Raw genomic sequence first — 18335 nt, 5'->3', positions numbered from 1 at the left:
GCACCATGGTCCGGCTGCTGGTCTACACGCCCATGCTGGCCCAGGCCGGCACCCTGACCTCCGTCCAGGGCCCCGGCTGGGCCGTGGAGATGAAATGGGACGGCGTGCGCGCCCTCGCCTACGTCGAGGACGGCGCCGTCCGCCTGATGTCGCGCAACGCCAAGGACATCACCCCCGCCTACCCCGAGCTCCAGCTCATGGCCGGCGCCACCGGCGGCCACGACGCGGTCATCGACGGGGAGATCGTCGCCTTCGACGACGCGGGGCGGCCCAGCTTCGAGGCCCTGCAGCCCCGCATGCACCAGCGCAACCCGGCCGCCGTGGCCGCGCTGACCAGGGCGGTGCCGGTGACGTACATGGCCTTCGACATCCTGCACCTCGACGACGCCGCCACCGTCGCGCGGCCCTACACCGAGCGGCGCGAGCTGCTGGAGAGCACGCTCACGCCCGGCTACCGGTGGCAGGTGCCCGTCTGGTTCCCCGACCACGCCCAGCGCGCCTTCGAGTCCTCGCAGCAGCTCGGGCTCGAAGGGGTCGTGTGCAAGCGGCTCGCCTCGCCGTACCGGCCGGGGCGGCGCAGCGGCGAATGGACGAAGGTCAAGAACGTCAGCACCGCCGAGGTGGTCATCGGCGGGTGGAAGCCGGGCAGCGGGCGGCGCTCGGGCACGATCGGGTCGCTGCTGCTCGGCGCGTACGACGACGCGGGCCGGCTGCGGTTCGTCGGCCACGTCGGCACCGGCTTCACCGAGCAGGTGCTGCGCGACCTGCGCGACCGGCTGGCCCCGCTGGAGCTGCCCGGCCCCCCGTTCGGCGACGAGGTGCCGCGCGAGCACGCCCGCGACGCCCACTGGGTACGCCCGGAGCTGGTCGGCGAGGTCCAGTACGCCGAGGTCACCGGTGACGGCCGGCTGCGCCACCCCTCGTGGCGCGGGCTGCGCCCAGACCGCGAGCCGGCCGAGGCCCGCACCTCCGGACTGCTCCCCCACCAGGGCGACGCCGCCGCGGGCTGATGCCCGACACGCCACCCCTGGCCACACATCGTCCCCTTATGGTGACTTAGAGTGACCAAAAGGTATGTCGAATGGTTCGGGGGACATAGTGCGCAGAACTTTCGTCACCACGCTGGCCGGGCTCACCGGATTCACCGGGCTCGCCGCCCCGCCCGCCACGGCCGACCAGCCGCCCCTCTTCTCCGCGAAAACCGAACACCAGGCCCCGCCGCCCGTCTGGGGCGCCGCGTCCTCGCCGCTCATGCGTCCACGACAGGCCGTCAAATACTGGACCGCCGCCAAACAGGCCGAGGCCAGAGCCGCCGACCTGCCGAAGAGCCCCAAGGGAGCCGCGCGCACCGCCGCGCCCCTCAGCGTCCCGGCCGCCAAGCGCCTCACCCCCGGCGGCGACGTCAACGGCTACGCCCGCGTCCGCAGGCCGTACACCGCCGTCCCCTACAGCCGCATCAGCGGCCGGCTCTTCTTCGTCAACGCGGGAGGGCAGCCCGACTCCTGCACCGCCTCCGTCGTACGCTCCGCCAGCGAGCTCCTCATCGCCACCGCCGCCCACTGCGTCTACAGCGTCGCGGAAGGCACCGCCACCGGGCAGTGGCACCGCAACTTCCTGTTCATCCCCGCCTACGACGGGCGCGCCGCCGGCCTGCGGGGGCGCGAGCCGTACGGGCGGTGGGGCGGCCGGCGTGCCTGGAAACCCGACGGTTACACCGGCCTGCACGGCGGCGACTGGAACTCCAGCTACGACATCGCCCTCATCGAGGTCGGCAGGCGCGAGCGCACCCTCCAGGACGCCGTCGGCGCCTTCACCCCCATGCTCAACCAGGGCGGCAGGCACACCATCGCCACCACCGGTTATCCCGGGCTGCTCGGCAGGGAGCCGTACGACGGGCGCGACCAGCTCTGGTGCCTCGGCAGGACCCGGCAGTCCGCCGGCGTCGCCCGGACGGAGACCATGCTCGCCGCCAACACCACCGGCCGGGCCGCAGGAAGCGGACGCATGGAGACGCACAACTGCCACCTCCACAAGGGCCACTCCGGCGGCCCCTGGTTCCTCAAGAACACCGGCGACCTCGTCGGCGTGCTCTCGGCCGGCAAGGAAGACGGCGAGGCCGACGGCAACTCCGTCGCCACCGCGCTCAACCTCGAAGGCTACGGCGCCATCGTCGGCAAGGCCGACCCCAAGGGCGTCTACGACGCGCTGTCGGTCAGGCTGGGCCGCCCCGCCAGGCCCGGGAGGCCCGTCAGGCGCGGCCGCACCACGACCGTCACCGCCACCGTCACCATGCGCGGGCTCATGGCCGCCATGCGGGTGCCCGTCACGATCGCCGCGCCGCGCGGCGCCGCGCTGGCCGCCGTGCACGGCGTCGCCTGCGCGCCCACCCGCCGCCAGGCCACCTGCCTCATCCCGGCCGTCCGTCCCGGGCGGCCGGTCAGGATCAAGGCACGCGTGCACGTCGCCGCCGACGCGCCGCACCGCCTCGCGCTCGCCGCCCGCGTCACCTCGACCAGGCTCGACCCGACGCAGCGCGACAACACCGACGTGCTGCGGCTGTTCACCCACGGCTGACCTCGGCGACGGGCTCCTTCAGCGTGCGGGCCAGCAGCCAGGCCAGCACCGGGAAGACGATCAGGCAGGCCAGCGCCGTCCGCAGCGACGACGCCTCCGCCATCGCGCCCACCAGCGGGCTCGCCAGCCCGCCCACGCTCACCGCCAGGCCCAGCGTCACCCCGCCCGCCGTGCCCACCCGGCTCGGCAGCAGGTCCTGGCCCAGCGTGACGTGCAGGGAGAACGGGGCGTACAGGGCGATCGAGGAGGCCGCCACGAAGACGTACGCGGCCGGGCCGGGCACCAGCACCGCGCCCGCGACCGCCGGCACGGCCAGCGCGTACGCCAGCCGCATCGTCCGCACCCGCCCCCACCGCGCCGCCAGCCTGCCGCCCAGCACCGTGCCCACCGCGCCGCCCGCGAACAGCACGAACAGCGCCACCGCCCCCGCCGCTCCCCCGCCCATCAGCAGGGCCACGAACGCGCTCAGCCCCACGTACACCACCGAGCGGAAGACGATCACCAGCGTCAGCCTGGCGAACGCCGGCCAGTCGTCGCGCCCCCGCACCGCCGCCGCCGCTCCCGGCGTCCGCGCGCCGCCCGACAGCGAACGCACCGCGGGCAACGTCACCAGCGCGCCCAGCACGGCCGGCACCACCAGGAACGGCGAGGCGCCCAGGCCGCCCGCCGCCAGCAGCGGCGTCACCAGCACCGGCGCCGAGGCGAAGCCCAGCGTCCCGCCGAGGGAGAACCAGCTCATCCGCACGTGGCCGCCCTCGCTCGCGATCCGCGCCAGGCGGGCCGCCTCCGGGTGGTACGCGGCCACGCCGAGTCCGGACAGTGCCACGGCCAGCCAGGTCAGCGCGTACGAGTCGGACAAACCGCCCGCCGCCACCCCCACCCCCGACACGACCATGCTCACGGGGATCAGCCACGGCATCCGCCACCGGTCCGTCATCACCCCGAACAGCGGCTGCACGATCGACGACAGCAGCGTGGCGGCCAGCACGATGCCGGACACCGCGACGTACCCGTAACCGCGCCCGGCCACCAGGAACGGCACGAGCGCCGGGACCGCGCCCTGGTAGAAGTCCACGCAGCCATGGCCGGCGGCGAGCATGGGAATCCGCTTCACGTCCTCGATGATTCCTGCGGACGCCGCTGGCACGCTTCCGATAAAATGCCAAATCATGTCGGAAATCCGCCACCTGCCCGAGGCCCCTACCGGACGCCGTCCCCTGACCTCGGGCGGCGGCATCGACGCCCACCGGCATGACACCCACCAGATCGTGTACGCCTGCCGCGGCGTCCTGTCCGTCACCACCGACGCCGGCACCTGGGTCGCCCCCGCCAACCGGGCCATCTGGGTGCCCGCGGGAACCGTGCACGAGCACCGCGCCCACGGCGACACCGACCTGCGCCTCGTCGGCCTCACCGGCAACCCGCTGCGCCTGGCCAGGCCCGCCGTGCTCGCCGTCGGGCCCCTCCTCCGCGAGCTGATCATCGCCTACACCGGCGAGCCTCCCTCGCCCGAGCCCGAGCGCGACCGGCTCCTCGCCGTCCTCCTCGACCAGCTCCGGCGCGCCCCCGAGCAGCCCCTGCACCTGCCCACCGCGCGCGACCCCCGGCTGGCCGCCGTCTGCGCCGCCCTGCACCGCGACCCCGCCGACACCAGCACCCTCGCCAGGCTCGCCGCCCGCGCCGGCACCAGCGAGCGCACGCTCGCCCGCCTGTGCCGGGCCGAGCTCGGCATGAGCTTTCCCCAGTGGCGCACCCAGCTCCGGCTGCACCACGCGCTCCTGCTGCTGGCCGACGGGGTGCCGGTGACGGCGGTCGCGCACCGGTGCGGGTGGGGGTCGGCGAGCGCGTTCATCGACGTGTTCAGGAAGGCGTTCGGGTACACCCCCGGCCGGGCCTTTACATTGTAGATTCGCTACACTGGGGTGTCGTGAGCAAACCCAAAGGTAAGGGCGGCACTCCGGCCACCATGGCGCTGACCAGGGCCAAGGCCGAGTTCACGCTCCACCCCTACGACCACGACCCCGACGCCCAGGCCTACGGCGAGGAGGCCGCCGACGCGCTCGGCGTCCCCTACGAGCGGATCTTCAAGACGCTGGTCGCCGAGGTCGAGGGCGGGCTGGCCGTGGCCGTCGTGCCCGTCGCGGGCAAGCTCGACCTCAAGGCGCTGGCCGGCGCGCTCGGCGGCAAGCGGGCCGCGATGGCCGAGGCCGCCAAGGTCGAGCGCGTCACGGGTTACGTCGTCGGCGGCATCAGCCCGCTGGGCCAGCGCAAACAGCTCCCCACGGTGGTCGACTCCTCAGCCCTCGACTTCGAGACGATCTACTTCTCCGCCGGCAAACGCGGCCTCCAGATCGAGACCGCCCCCGCCAACCTCATCACCCTCACCCGCGCCGTGATGGCCCCCATCGGCAAACCCGCCTAGGGTGAGAGCACGTCACCCGGGCCGATGAGCGTGCGGCGGCCCGCCGTTCCCTCCGGGACGATCACGCCCTGGATGATGAGCGCCGTCCTGACCGTCGGGGCGTGACCGTCCAGACGGCTGAGAACGATTTGAGCCCTCCCCCGACCCCCGCGGTTGAATGCGACCGGCGGAGCCGTCCTGCCGGGCCGGCTGGGGACGGGCGGGCTGACGAGCCGGCGGGCGCGCGGGAGCCTGCGCCCTCCCAGCCGGCTGGGGGCGGGCCGGCTGGGGGCGGGCCGGCTGGGAGCGGGCCGGCGGGCGTGCGGGAGCCGGGTCCTGCGCCCTCTCAGGGGCCTGCGGCCGTTCCGGAGCCGGTGCCCTTCCCGGAGAGACCTCTGGCGGGGTGTGGGTGGCCGGGCGGTGGCGGTCGCGTGGGGGCCAGTCGAAGGTGAGCTCCGTGCGGCCCTGCCTTGGGGAGATCACTTCGTCCTGGCCCATCAGCCACTCGAACAGGCGGCGGTGGCGGCGCAGGAACGGGTGGGTGCGGCGATCCCTGCGTTCCTCGTCGGCCAGGGCCTGCTCCAGGCCCGGCGTGTGGCCGCCGCCGAAGCGGGACATGTCGGGTTTGGGGAAGCCGCGCGGCTCCGTACGGCGCAATGCCCGCCGCATCGACTCCACCCAGATCGGCCCCGGCAGCGACGCCCCCTGCACCGCCCCATAGTGCCGGTCACCGATCTGCACGCCCCGCAGCGGGAACTTGTACGACCCCCTGATGTCCCCCACGCTGACCGCCGCCGCCAGGTCGGGCGTGTGCCCGGCGAACCACGCGGAGGTGTAGCCGTTGTTGGTGCCGGTCTTGCCCGCGGCCGGCCGCCCGATGCTCTGCCCCTGCATGGTGCCCTTGTCGAAGACGCCGGTCAGCACATGGTTGACGGCGTCGGCGACGCGCTGCTCGATGGCCTGCTCGCACGAGGGCGGCACGTGCGTACGCCGCCCGTCCCTGCCGGTGATCTCCACGATGGCGAGCGGCCGGCAGTAGAGCCCGCGCGCCGCGAAGGCCGCGAACGAGGCCGCCACCGTCACCGGGTCCATCTCGTTGATGCCGAGCGTGAACGTCGGCACCTCCCGCAGCGGCGCCCCGTCGGCCCTGACGACGCCGAGCTTCTTCGCGGTCTTGACGACGTTGCAGAGCCCGACCTTGCGCTCCAGCATCATGTAGAAGATGTTGACCGACTTCCAGGTGCCGGTCTCGATGCTGTGCGGCCCGCCGTCGCCCTCGCCGCTGGCGTTGGTGATGCGCGTGCCGGGGTCGTTGACGGAGCGGCCGTCACAGTTCCGGTAGCCCTGCGACGGCGACAGGGCGCCGGGCGTCTGGAAGCCGTCGCCGAAGCGCCAGCCCTGCTGCAGGGCGGTGGCCAGGGTGAACACCTTGAACGTCGAGCCCGCCTGGAAGCCCTGCCCGCCCCCGTGGGCGACGTCGGCCGGCAGGTTGAAGGTGGTCCTGGGGCCGTTCTTGCGGTCGCCCGGGTTGCGGCCGAAGCGCTTGCTCGCGGCCATCGCCCTGATGCGGCCGGTCCCCGGCTCGACCATGGCCTCGGCGGCCACCTCGGTGTCCTCGGGCGCGACGTGCCGGCGGATGGCCTGCTCGGCGGCGCGCTGGGCGACGGGGTCGAGGCTGGTCCTGATCACCATGCCGCCCTTGGCCATGCGGCGGCGTCGCTCGGCGGCGGTGTTGCCGAAGACGGGGTTGGTGAGCAGCTCCTGCTGGACGTACAGGCAGTAGAAGGGGTACTCGGACTGGGCGCAGCCGCCTGGCTCGGGCCGCAGCCGCAGCCCGAGCGGCGAGCTCTTGGCCTGCGCCGCCTCCTGCTGGCTGATCAGCTTGAGCCCCGCCATGCGGTCGAGCACGAGGTCGCGCCGCCCCTTGAGCCGCTCGCGGTGCGCGCTCCCGAGCGAGGGATCGGTCGAGTACGGCATGCGCACCGCCCCCGCCAGCGTGGCCGCCTGGGTGAGCGTGAGCCGGGCGGCGGAGGTGGAGAAGAAGCGCCTGGCCGCCGCCTGCACGCCGTGGGCGCCCGCCCCGAAGTAGGCGATGTTGAGATAGCGCTCCAGGATCTCGTCCTTGCGGTACTTGCGCTCCAGCGCGAGCGCCAGCCGCAGCTCGTTGATCTTGCGGGCCAGGTTGGGCGCGCGGGCCTTGTCGCGCTCGGCGTCGGTGCGCGCGCTCTCCACCAGGATGTTCTTGACGAGCTGCTGGGTCAGGGACGAGCCGCCCTGCCGGATGCCGCCCGCCTGGGTGTTGGTGAGCAGCGCCCGCAGCGTGCCCCTGACGTCGAGGCCGCCGTGCTCGTAGAAGCGGGCGTCCTCGATCGCCACGATGGCCTGGCGCATCACGGGCGCGACCGAGCCGAGCCGCACGGTCGTCCTGTTGGCCTCGTAGAACTGCGCGAACGGCCGGCCGTTCCTGTCGAGCAGCCTGGTCACCTGGGCGAGCTGCTCCTCGCGCGGGGCGGGCGGCAGGTCCACGAAGGTGTTGACGGCGTTCTTCGCGGCGAGGCCGCCCCCGCTCACCACCGGGACGGCCAGCGCGGCCGCCAGCAGCCCGCCCAGCGCCCCCGCCAGGCCGAGAGCCCCGATGGATCTGAGTACGCTCACGTCAGATGTGTACGACGTCCCGATCAGCGGCAAACGCCCGGCTGCGAGCTCTTTACCGTTGCCTGCGGATGTTCAGACCGAGGGACCTGAACTGCTCGAACGGCCGGTGGTAGCCGCGTTCGATGTGGTGCACGCCGCGCAGCGTGGAGGGCCCGTCGGCGACGGCGGCGGCCAGCACGGCCGAGAAGCCGGCCCTGATGTCGGGCAGCGTCACGTCGGCGCCCCTGAGCTTGGACACGCCGCGCACGACCGCCGAGTGGCGGGCGTTGGTGTCGTGGTAGCGGCAGGCCGGGCCGCCGAGGCACTGGTCGAACACCTCGATCTCGCAGCCCATCTTCTGCAGCGCGGGCACGTACACCAGGCGGTTCTCGAAGACCGTCTCGTGCAGCACGGACATGCCCTGGCTCTGGGTGAACAGCACCATGAGCGGCGTCTGCCAGTCGGTCATGAAGCCGGGGTGGGTGTCGGTCTGCACGGCCGCCGAGCGCAGGCCCTCGGGCGGCGCGGTGGCGCACAGGTACTCGTCGTTGATGTCGAACCTGGCGCCCATCCTGGCCAGCGTGGTGATGGCGGTGACCAGGCGATCCTGGGGGCAGCCGTGCACGCGTACCTCGCCCTGGGTGATCAGCCCCGCCGCGAGGTAGGAGAACGCCTCGATGCGGTCGCCGGTCAGCCAGGTGGAGGCGCCGCGCAGGCGTTCGACGCCCTCGATGACGATCCTGCGGTCGGGCGACAGCTCGATCCGCGCCCCCATCCGCTGCAGGAACAGCGCCAGCTCCACCACCTCCGGCTCGGTGGCGGCGTTCTTCAGCACGGTCTTGCCGTCGGCCAGCACCGCCGACATCAGCACGGTCTCGGTGGCGCCCACGCTCGGGTACGGCAGCTCGATGCGGGTGCCGTGCAGCCGGCCCGCCTTGGCGTAGATGCCGGCGTCCTGCACCTCCACTTCGGCGCCCATGGCGCGCAGCGCGTCCACGTGGAAGTTGACCGGCCGCCGCCCGATGGGGTCGCCGCCGACCAGCGGCACAAATGCCTCACCCGCCAGGTGCAGCAGGGGGCCGAGCATGAGGATGGGGATGCGGTTCAGGCCGGTGAACGCGTCGGGCACCCGGGGCTCGATCGCCGCGCCCCGCTCGATCCTGATCTCCGTACGGGAGATCTCGACGTCGATGCCCAGGGCGCGCAGCATGGCGGCGGTGATCTCGACCTCGCCGACCTCGGGGGCGTTGTGGATGCTGCTCTCGCCGTCGCCGAGCATGGCGGCGACCATGTGCTTGGACACGCCGTTCTTGGAACCGCGTACTTCGACGTCACCCCGGAGCGGGCCGGAGGGTTCTATCTGCCAGACCTCTTCTGCAATCACGAAGTGAGCCTAACCGGGAGATACCATCAAGCTGATTCGGACGTACATGTGAGGGGGAGTCGCGTGGCGAGGGAAGTACGCGCATTCGCGGTAACTGTCCTCACTCTCGCCACTCTCGGAGCCGCCGCCGGCCTGCTCTGGTCAGGGCTGACGCCCCGGGCCCCCTACCAGGTCGCCGGGCAGGGCGAGCCGGTGCTCGCCGACCCCACCACGCAGGCGCTGATCGCGGCCGACGGCTGGTTCGCGGTGATCACCGGCGGGCTCGGGCTGGTGTGCGGCGGCGTCGCCTGGTTCATCGCGCGGCGGTGGATGCTGCCGGTGCTGCTCGGGCTCTGCGCGGGCGGGGTGCTGGCGGCGTTCCTGACGCTCTGGATCGGGTCCTCCGTCACGATCGGGGCGGTCACGGTGGAGGCCGCCGTGGCGGCGAACGCCGCGCCCGGGGTGTCGATCGTCCCCGGCGCGCTGGAGCTGACCGCCAAGGGCGTGCTGGTGTGCTGGCCGCTGCTCGCCGTGGGGTTCTTCGCGCTGCTCGAAGGCATGCACGGCTACCGCGAGTCGCCGCTGCGGCAGCCGTACGGGATCGAGCCCGGCGGGATCGAGCCGGGCGGCCCGCACACCGGCGTCTGGCGCTAGAGCGCGGGCCGCCGCCTGCCGTGGCCCGTGGCGAGCTCGAACGCCCGCGCCACCCGCAGCACCCTGGCGTCCTCGAACGGCCGCCCGATGATCTGCACGCCCACCGGCAGCCCCTCGGGGGTGAACCCGGCGGGCACCGACGCGGCCGGCGCGTGCAGCACGCTGACCCAGTACGCCGAGCGCATCCACGACAGGTAGTCGGGCAGCTTGTGACCGTTGATCTCGCTGACGTGCGGATGCTCGACGGGGAACGGCGGCACCTGGCTGACCGGCGCGATCAGCACGTCGTAGGTGTCGAAGAAGGCGGCCATGCGCTGGTAGAGGCGGCTGCGCGCGATCTCGGCCCCGGCCAGGTCGGCGCCGGTGACCTTGCGGCCCTGCTCGACGTTCCAGGCGGTGTTGGGGCCGAGGCCGCTCTTGTCGCCGTGGGCCAGCAGGTAGAACCAGGCGCGGTAGGTCCTGAACGCGTCGTCGGCGCCCTCCAGGTCGAGCTCGACCTGCTCGACGCGGGCGCCGAGCCCCTCGAACACGGCGGGCGCCGTCGCGGTGACCGCCGCCGTGCGCGGATCGACCGGCAGCCCGCCCAGGTCGGGGCTCCACGCCACCCGCAGCCCGGCCACGCCCTGCTCCGGCTCGGGCGCGAACACCTCCTTGATCGCGTACGGCGAGCGCCGGTCGAACCCGGCGACGGCCCCGAGCATGAGCGTGACGTCCTCGACCGTGCGCGCCATCGGCCCCGGCACCGACAGCGTGTACCAGGCGGCCGTGTCGGACGGCGCGGGCACGCGCCCCGGCGTCGGCCGCAACCCGACGACGTTGCAGAACGAGGCCGGGTTGCGCAGGGAGCCGCCCATGTCGGAGCCGTCGGCCAGCGCGACCATGCCGGTGGCCAGCGCGACCGCCGCTCCCCCGCTGCTGCCTCCGGCCGACTTCGACAGGTCGTAGGGGTTCCTGGTGGCGCCGAACACCTCGTTGACCGTGTGGGAGCCGGTGCCGAACTCGGGGGTGTTGGTCTTGCCCACGGTGATCGCGCCGGCCGCGCGCAGCCGGCGCACCATCAGGTCGTCCTGCTCGGGCACGTGCTCGGCGAACAGCGGCGAGCCGTACGTCGTGCGGATGCCGGCGGTGTCGTGCAGGTCCTTGTGCGCGACCGGCACCCCGTGCAGCGGCCCGGTCGGCTCGCCGGCCGCGAGTGCCCGGTCGGCCGCCTCGGCGGCTTCGAGCGCGTGGCCGGCGGCGAGGGTGACGACGGCGTTGACGGCGGGGTTGACCTTGTCGATGCGGTCGAGATGGGCGCGCAGGACCTCCACGGCGCTCACCTGCCTGGTCTTGATCAGTCGGGCCAGCTCGGTCGCGGTCAGGTAGTGCAGTTCGCTCACGTGGTGATCCTCCCCCACGCGTGGCGGGCGGGCGACGGCGAGGGTTGCCGAAGGCCGCTCACGCGTTGAGGCAGGCCGGGCCGAGGAGCTGTTTGAGCTCGCCCATGAGCGCCGGCGACGGCGTGACCCGCAGCCGGTCGTCCACCCGCAGCACCGTCGTCCTGGGCCCGTTGCGCACCTGGAGGTGCACCTCGGACGTGCCGGGGTGGGTGGTGAGTATCTCCTTCAGCCGGCCTACGACGGGCGGCGTGCAGCGCGTCAGCGGCAGGCTGACCAGCACGGGACCGCCCGCCTCCTGGGTGAGGTCGGGCGCGGTCACCTCCATGGCGATGATCTTGGCGACGTCCTCCCGCTTGTCGATGCGGCCCTTGACGAACACGATCGCGTCCTCGGCCAGGATCGTCGAGCACAGCTGGTAGGCCGACGGGAAGATCATCACCTCGATCGAGCCCGCGAGGTCCTCCAGCTGGGTCAGCACCCAGGTGTCGCCCTTCTTGGTGATCTTGCGCTGCACCCCGCTGAGGATGCCGCCCACCGTCACCACCTGCCCGTCGGGGCGGCTGTCGTCCTGCACGGCCGCGATCGAGCAGTCGGCCCCCGCCGCCAGGACGTGCTCGACGCCGAACAGCGGATGGTCGGAGACGTAGAGGCCGAGCATCTCCCGCTCGAACTGCAGCAGCGTGGTCTTGTCCCACTCCCCCGGCGGGATCTGCACGTCGAACGTCTGATCCTCGCCCCCGTCGAGCACCCCGAACAGCGAGTCCTGGCCGATGGCCTCGTTCTTCTTGATGTCGATGATCGCGTCGACGGCCTGCTCGTGCACCATGACCAGGCCCTTGCGCCGATGCCCGAGCGAGTCGAACGCGCCCGCCTTGACCAGCGACTCGATCACCCGCTTGTTGCACACCACGGCGGGCACCTTGCGCAGGAAGTCGGAGAAGCCGGTGAAGCGGCCCTTGCTCCTGCGCGCGGCGATGATGCCGTCGACCACGTTCGCGCCGACGTTGCGGACGGCCGACAGGCCGAAGCGGATGTCGGTGCCGCGCGGCGTGAAGTCGAAGTCGGAGTCGTTGACGTCGGGCGGCAGGACCTTGATGCCCATGCGGCGGCACTCGTGGAGATAGAGGGCCGACTTGTCCTTGTCGTCCTTGACCGAGGTCAGCAGCGCCGCCATGTAGGCCGCCGGGTGGTTGGCCTTGAGGTAGGCCGTCCAGTAGGCGATGAGGCCGTAGGCGGCCGTGTGGGCCTTGTTGAAGGCGTAGTCGGAGAACGGCAGCAGGATGTCCCACAGCGCCTTGACGGCCCCGCCGGAGAAGCCGTTGTCCTTCATGCCCTGCTCGAAGGAGGCGTACTGCTGGTCGAGCTCCGCCTTCTTCTTCTTGCCCATCGCGCGGCGCAGCAGGTCGGCGGCGCCCAGGGAGTAGCCGGCCACCCGCTGGGCGATGGCCATGACCTGCTCCTGGTAGATGATCAGGCCGTAGGTCGTGTCGAGGATGTCCTCGAGCGGCTTCTCCAGCTCGGGGTGGATGGGCGTGATCTCCTGCTGGCCGTTCTTGCGCAGCGCGTAGTTGGTGTGGGAGTTGGCGCCCATCGGGCCGGGGCGGTAGAGGGCGAGCGCGGCGGAGATGTCCTCGAAGGTGTCGGGACGCATGAGGCGCAGCAGCGAGCGCATGCCGCCGCCGTCGAGCTGGAAGACGCCCAGCGTGTCGCCCTTGGCCAGCAGCTCGTAGGTCTTGCGGTCGTCGAGCGGCAGCGCCGTCAGGTCGACCTTCTCGCCCGTCGTGGACTCGATCAGCTTGAGGCAGTCGTCCATGATGGTGAGGTTGCGCAGGCCCAGGAAGTCCATCTTGAGCAGGCCGAGCGTCTCACACGTCGGATAGTCGAACTGCGTGATGATCGCGCCGTCGGAGTCGCGGCGCATGATCGGGACGTGGTCGGTCAGCACCTCGCGCGACATGATCACGCCGGCCGCGTGCACGCCGGTCTGCCTGATCAGGCCCTCAAGGCCCCTGCCGAGGTCCATCGTGGCCTTGACGTCGGGGTCCTCGTCGTAGATGCGGCGCAGCTCGCCCGCCTCGGCGTAGCGCGGGTGGTCGGGGTCGAAGATGCCGGCCAGCGGGATGTCCTTGCCCATGACCGCGGGCGGGAACGCCTTGGAGACCCGGTCGCCGAGCGCGTAGGGGTAGCCCAGCACCCGCCCCGCGTCCTTGATGGCGGCCTTGGCCTTGATGGTGCCGAACGTGGCGATCATGGCCACCTTGTCGGCGCCCCACCGCTCGGTGACGTAGCGGATGACGTCGCCCCGCCGGCGTTCGTCGAAGTCGATGTCGACGTCGGGCATCGACACGCGCTCGGGGTTGAGGAACCGCTCGAAGATCAGGCCGTGCGGGATCGGGTCGAGGTCGGTGATGCCCATCGCGTACGCCACCAGCGACCCCGCCGCCGAGCCGCGCCCGGGCCCGACCGGGATGCCCTGCCGCTTGGCCCACATGATGAAGTCGGCCACCACGAGGAAGTAGCTCGGGAAGCCCATCTGCTCGATGACGCCGATCTCGTACTCGGCCTGCCTGCGGTGCTGCTCGTCGTAGCCCTCGGGCCAGCGGCGGGCCATGCCCTCCCAGACGGTCCTGCGGAAGAACTCGCTCTCGGTCATGCCGTCGGGGACGGGGAACGTCGGCATGAGGTTCTTGTGCTCGAAGAACCCGCTCGGATCGACCTTCTCGGCCACCAGCAGCGTGTTGCGGCAGCCCTCCGCCCACAGCTCGGAGGAGTCGACCGCGCGCATCTCGCCGGCGCTCTTGAGGTAATAGCCGGTGCCGTCGAAGCGGAAGCGGTCGGGGTCGGACAGCTGCCTGCCGGTCTGGACGCAGAGCAGCGCGTCGTGGGAGGCGGCGTCGGACTCGTGGGTGTAGTGGGAGTCGTTGGTGACCAGCGGCGGGATGCCGAGCTGCCGGCTGATGCGGGTCAGGCCGTCGCGGACGCGGCGCTCGATGTCGAGGCCGTGGTCCATGATCTCCAGAAAGAAGTTGTCCTTGCCGAAGATGTCCTGATATTTCGCGGCGGCCTTGAGCGCCTCGTCGTCCTGGCCGAGCCGCAGCCTGGTCTGCACCTCGCCCGAGGGACAGCCGGTGGTGGCCATGAGGCCCTCGGCGTGCTCGGCGATCAGCTCGGCGTCCATGCGGGGCCACTTGCGCACGAAGCCCTCGGTGTAGGAGCGCGAGGACAGCCGCATGAGGTTGTGCAGGCCGGTCTTGTCGCGGGCCCAGATCGTCATGTGGGTGTAGTGGCCGCCCGCCGAGACGTCGTCCTTGCGCTGGTGCGGCTCACCCCACAGCACCGGCCGCTTGGTGTGGCGCGACTCGGGCGCCACATAGGCCTCGATGCCGATGACCGGCTTGACCCCGGCCGCCGTGGCCTGCTTGTAGAAGTCGTAGGCGCCGTGCATGTTGCCGTGGTCGGTGATGGCGATCGCCGGCATGCCCAGCTCGCCGACCAGCTCGAACATCTGCTTGAGCCGCGCCGCTCCGTCCAGCATCGAGTATTCGGTGTGGACGTGCAGGTGAACGAACGAGTCACTGGACGACATGAAACCGCGCCTCCCAGTCGGCTGAACGGACGTGCGGATCCGACTTTAATCCGCGCCACCGACAGGTCCTGCGGCCTCGGGAACGGCGTGCCGGGAGCCGCCCGCACCCGCCGCACCCGATACCCTCGGAAGTCACTTTAAGTAGTCGAGGAGTGACGCGGTGCGCACGGAGACGGACGAGGGATACCGAAAGGCGCTGGGCAACCGGCAGGTCCAGATGATCGCCATCGGCGGGGCGATCGGCGTCGGCCTGTTCCTGGGCGCGGGCGGCCGCCTGGCCGCCGCAGGGCCCGGCCTCGTGCTCTCCTACGCCGCCGCCGGCCTGGCCGCCTTCTTCGTCATGCGGGCCCTCGGCGAGCTGGTGCTCTACCGCCCGGTCTCCGGCTCCTTCGTCGAGTACGCCGGCGAGTTCATCGGCCCATGGGCCGCGTTCGCCAGCGGCTGGATGTACTGGATCAACTGGGCCTTCACCGGCATCGCCGAGCTGACGGCGATCGCCGCGTACATCCACTACTGGGCGCCCGCCTGGCCACAGTGGCTGACGGCGCTGATCGCGCTCGGCATCGTCATGACCGTCAACCTGCTGTCGGTGCGGTTGTTCGGCGAGCTGGAGTTCTGGTTCGCGCTGCTCAAGGTGCTGGCCATCACGGCCTTCCTGGTCGTGGGGCTGGTGCTGGTGGTGTTCGCGGTGGGCGACGCGGGGCCGCACAACCTGGTCGCGCACGGCGGCTTCTTCCCGACCGGGTTCCCGCTGGTGCTGATGAGCCTGCAGTCGGTCGTGTTCGCGTACGCCTCGATCGAGCTGGTCGGCATCGCCGCCGGCGAGACGGCCAGGCCGCACGAGATCATGCCCCGCGCGATCAACGGCGTCGTGTGGCGCATCGCGATCTTCTACGTCGGCTCGGTCGCGCTGCTCTGCATGGTCCTGCCGTGGACCGCCTACAGCGCGGGCACCTCCCCCTTCGTGACCGTCTTCGCCGGCCTCGGCGTGCCCTGGGCGGCCGACGCGATGAACCTCGTCGTGATCACCGCCGCCCTGTCGTCCTGCAACTCCGGCCTGTACGCCACCGGCCGCATCCTGCGCTCGATGGCCATGAAGGAGGAGGCGCCCGGCTTCACCGGCGTGCTCAGCTCCCGCCACGTGCCGATGGGCGGCATCGTGTTCACCGCGTCGATGCTGCTGGCCGGGGTGGCGCTGTTCTACTTCCTGCCCGAGCGGGCCTTCAACATCGCCACCGCCTGCGCCTCGCTCGGCGTCATCACCACGTGGGGCGTGCTGGTGTGGTGCCAGATCCGCCTGCGCCGCTCCGGCCACCGCTCCACCTTCCCGATGCCCGGCTCCCCCTACACCAACTGGCTGACGCTCGGATTCCTCGCGCTGGTGGTGCTGCTGATGCCGTTCGCCGACGAGGACCAGCTCGTCGCCTTCTTCCTCATCCCGGTGCTCGCCGTCGGCATCGCCTTCGGCTGGCGGATGGTACGCCGCCGTCGCGACGCCGTGCCCAGGGCCTGACCGCCCGGGCCATACCCGGCCCGGTGATCGGCTGGGTAGTCTCGATGGCGCAGTCGTGAGGAGTCGCCGCTCGGGGAGGTCGTGCTGGACGAGGCTGAACGCGGCACCAGGGGGTCGCTCATCAGGGCCGGAGCGGCGGTCGCGATCGGCGTGGCGCTCGCGCTGGCCTGCCTGCCCCTGGGGGTCTATCCGAAGCTCGCCTGCGCGGTGCTCGACGCGGGCTGCCCGCCCGGCTCGCCCGCGGGCGACCTGCCTCGGGTGACCCGCCTGACCGCCTTACAGGCCGCCCAGAGCGGCGCCTACGTGGCGCTGGGCGACTCCTACTCCTCCGGCGAGGGGGTCTACGACCTCGACAGGGAGCCGGTCAACGAGGGCGCCGACCGCTGCCACCGGGCCACCGGCTCGTACGTGCCGCTCGTCGCCAAGACCTACCGCTTCGGCGGCGGCACCGCCTTCTACGCCTGCAGCGGCGCCACCACCCGCCAGCTCCTCGCCGGGCAGCACGGCCAGCCGCCCCAGATCAGCCGGGTCGGGCCGGGCGCCAGCCTGGTCACGCTCAGCATCGGCGGCAACGACGCCGGGTTCACCAAGGTGCTGACCGGCTGCATCGTGAAGCTGCCGTGGTCGTCGGCCTGCGTCGACCAGGAGACCGCGGTCAACCGGCGCATCGACGAGCTGCGTACGAGCGTGCTGCGGGTGCTCAGGGAGCTGCGCGTGCGGGCCCCGCAGGCGCGGGTGATCGTGCTCGGCTACCCGCGGCCGTTCCCCCAGGACCCGGTGGACACCGTCGACAACCTGAGCGCGGCCGACCAGCGGTGGCTCAACGGCGTGACGCGGCGCCTCAACGACACGGTCGGGTCCGTGGTGAAGGACTTCGACCGGACGATCGCCGCGTTCGGCGCCCCCGGCAGCGCCGAGTACGTCGACGCCTACGAGGCGTTCAGCGGGCACGAGGTCGGGCAGCCCGCGCCGTACCTGAACGGGCTCGCCATGGAGGTGGGCGAGCTGCGCGTCAACGCCCGCAGCTACCACCCGACGGGCGACGGCTACCGCCGCTTCGCCGAGCTGATCATCAAACAGATCGCCGACGGCCCCGGCCGCCCGCTGAACAACCTCCAGCTCTCCCAGCCCACCGCCGGCTGACCTACCAGGGTCACCGTGTCGGTCGGGGGGCGGTCAGGGGGCGGTCAGGGGGGCGGTGCGGCGCTCCGCGAGGTGGAGGCCGGCCTCGATGACGGCGTTCATGATCGGGGCGAGGCCGGGTTCGCCGAGTGACGGGGCGCGCCTGGCCATTCTGGCGACCAGGGCGCGTTCGCGGTCAATGTCGCGTCCTGCGAAGCCGCCCACCGGCTTGATGCGCTGCACGGTGCCCGCCAGCTCCACCCGGCGTTCGAGCAGCGTGGCCAGGGCGGCGTCCACCCGGTCGATAGCGGCGCGGCACTCGGGCAGCGTGGCGGGCGACTCGGGGCGCAGCAGCCCGCCGGCGACGGTGACGGCCTCCTCCGCGAGCGCGCGGCCCTCGGGGCCGGCCACCAGCCCGTCCGCCCCGGTGGCGACGGCGGCGGCGGCGAGCTCCGGGTCGCCGGTGACGTCCACGAGCACGGGACGCCCTGACGCGGTCCGCGCGGCGCGTACGAGGCCGAGATCGGGCCGCCCGCCCTCGCACAGGATCACCCGCCCGTCGCCCTCGACGGCGCAGTAGTCGGCCAGCCCCAGCCACTCCTCGAGTGACGCCCCCGGCCGCCGCTCCACGACGACCGGCAGCCCCGTGCCGGCCGCCGCCCGGACAAGGGGGATGTCCCGCGTCCACGCCGCCCCCACGACGACCGCATCGGCGTGCGCGGCGATCGCCGGCAGGTCCGCCGCGGTGGCCGGCTCAACGAGCGTGACCCCCGGAGTCAGCCCGGCGGACCGCCCGTCAGGCCCCGCTGCGGGCGAAACCCGGAGCAGTGCCGAGGTCGCCTCGTGGGTTTGTCGTCCGCGCAGGCTGACGCGGGTGGCGATGATCGCGGGGCGCCCTTCACCCACAGGCAGGCCGCCCAGCGTGAGCGCCTGCCGCTCCAAAGTCGATGACATCCCGACTCCTCATTCGGCCGGCCCCTGGAGCCGGCGGGGGAACGAAAAAAGGCAGAGACGACGGTCTCTGCCTCGTGCCGACTCCAGGTGGTCGCTAGCTGACGACCGGCTCTCCCGGAGCCGGCTCGGTAAACGCGTAGCGACGACAAGTCATA

The 18335-nt window shown here is 72.3% G+C and carries 13 protein-coding genes; 7 read left to right on the top strand and 6 right to left on the bottom strand.

Annotation, left to right across the window (positions count from 1 at the left end):
- The first annotated feature begins 5 nt into the window (after window positions 1–5).
- Together ligD and AB0K28_RS06965 are read left to right on the top strand one after the other, a co-directional pair.
- Window positions 6–1010, top strand: coding sequence for a non-homologous end-joining DNA ligase (gene ligD, locus AB0K28_RS06970; RefSeq protein WP_364366121.1), 1005 nt, complete (start codon window positions 6–8; stop codon window positions 1008–1010).
- An 88-nt stretch (window positions 1011–1098) separates the two neighbouring features.
- Window positions 1099–2574 (top strand): trypsin-like peptidase domain-containing protein, encoded by a 1476-nt coding sequence (locus AB0K28_RS06965; RefSeq protein WP_364366118.1) that lies wholly within the window; start codon window positions 1099–1101, stop codon window positions 2572–2574.
- Here AB0K28_RS06965 and AB0K28_RS06960 read toward each other — a convergent pair.
- A complete protein-coding gene (locus AB0K28_RS06960) occupies window positions 2561–3688 on the bottom strand; it encodes an MFS transporter (protein WP_364366115.1) in 1128 nt (375 codons plus the stop codon). The genes AB0K28_RS06965 and AB0K28_RS06960 overlap by 14 nt on opposite strands.
- 55 nt (window positions 3689–3743) lie before the next feature.
- Here AB0K28_RS06960 and AB0K28_RS06955 point away from each other — a divergent pair, with 55 nt between their 5' ends.
- Window positions 3744–4481 (top strand): helix-turn-helix transcriptional regulator, encoded by a 738-nt coding sequence (locus tag AB0K28_RS06955; RefSeq protein ID WP_364366112.1) that lies wholly within the window; start codon window positions 3744–3746, stop codon window positions 4479–4481.
- A 59-nt stretch (window positions 4482–4540) separates the two neighbouring features.
- A complete protein-coding gene (gene ybaK, locus AB0K28_RS06950) occupies window positions 4541–4996 on the top strand; it encodes a Cys-tRNA(Pro) deacylase (RefSeq protein ID WP_364366963.1) in 456 nt (151 codons plus the stop codon).
- Between the two features lie 12 nt (window positions 4997–5008).
- Here the strand turns inward: ybaK and AB0K28_RS06945 are convergent, their stop codons facing one another.
- A complete protein-coding gene (locus tag AB0K28_RS06945; protein ID WP_364366109.1) occupies window positions 5009–7630 on the bottom strand; it encodes a transglycosylase domain-containing protein in 2622 nt (873 codons plus the stop codon).
- A 52-nt stretch (window positions 7631–7682) separates the two neighbouring features.
- Window positions 7683–8993, bottom strand: a complete 1311-nt coding sequence (gene murA / locus AB0K28_RS06940) for a UDP-N-acetylglucosamine 1-carboxyvinyltransferase (protein WP_364366106.1) — start codon at window positions 8991–8993, stop codon at window positions 7683–7685.
- 63 nt (window positions 8994–9056) lie between these two features.
- On the opposite strand from murA, the gene AB0K28_RS06935 reads away from it, so the two are divergent.
- A complete protein-coding gene (locus AB0K28_RS06935) occupies window positions 9057–9626 on the top strand; it encodes a hypothetical protein (RefSeq protein ID WP_364366103.1) in 570 nt (189 codons plus the stop codon).
- Here the strand turns inward: AB0K28_RS06935 and AB0K28_RS06930 are convergent.
- Window positions 9623–11005 carry an amidase gene (locus tag AB0K28_RS06930; RefSeq protein ID WP_345401386.1) on the bottom strand — a complete coding sequence of 461 codons (1383 nt, stop codon included), beginning with the start codon at window positions 11003–11005 and terminating at the stop codon, window positions 9623–9625. The two genes, AB0K28_RS06935 and AB0K28_RS06930, sit on opposite strands and share 4 nt — an antisense overlap.
- A 58-nt stretch (window positions 11006–11063) precedes the next feature.
- Window positions 11064–14591, bottom strand: a complete 3528-nt coding sequence (dnaE, locus tag AB0K28_RS06925; protein ID WP_364366100.1) for a DNA polymerase III subunit alpha — start codon at window positions 14589–14591, stop codon at window positions 11064–11066.
- Window positions 14592–14751: 160 nt separating this feature from the next.
- On the opposite strand from dnaE, the gene AB0K28_RS06920 reads away from it, so the two are divergent.
- The gene (locus AB0K28_RS06920; protein WP_345401383.1) at window positions 14752–16104 is read left to right on the top strand and encodes an amino acid permease; all 1353 of its coding nucleotides are present in this window, start codon (window positions 14752–14754) and stop codon (window positions 16102–16104) included.
- 81 nt (window positions 16105–16185) lie between these two features.
- Window positions 16186–17247: an SGNH/GDSL hydrolase family protein gene (locus tag AB0K28_RS06915; RefSeq protein ID WP_364366097.1), complete on the top strand. Its 1062-nt coding sequence runs from the start codon at window positions 16186–16188 to the stop codon at window positions 17245–17247.
- Window positions 17248–17280: 33 nt separating this feature from the next.
- Here the strand turns inward: AB0K28_RS06915 and AB0K28_RS06910 are convergent, their stop codons facing one another.
- Window positions 17281–18180, bottom strand: a complete 900-nt coding sequence (locus AB0K28_RS06910) for a chorismate mutase (RefSeq protein WP_364366094.1) — start codon at window positions 18178–18180, stop codon at window positions 17281–17283.
- Window positions 18181–18335: the final 155 nt, after the last annotated feature.

Origin of the sequence: Nonomuraea sp. NPDC049504, assembly GCF_040676845.1 — a bacterium.
GTDB lineage: Bacteria > Actinomycetota > Actinomycetes > Streptosporangiales > Streptosporangiaceae > Nonomuraea > Nonomuraea salmonea.
Note: the sequence above shows the minus strand (reverse complement) of the source record. Positions and strands in the feature narration are given on the sequence as shown.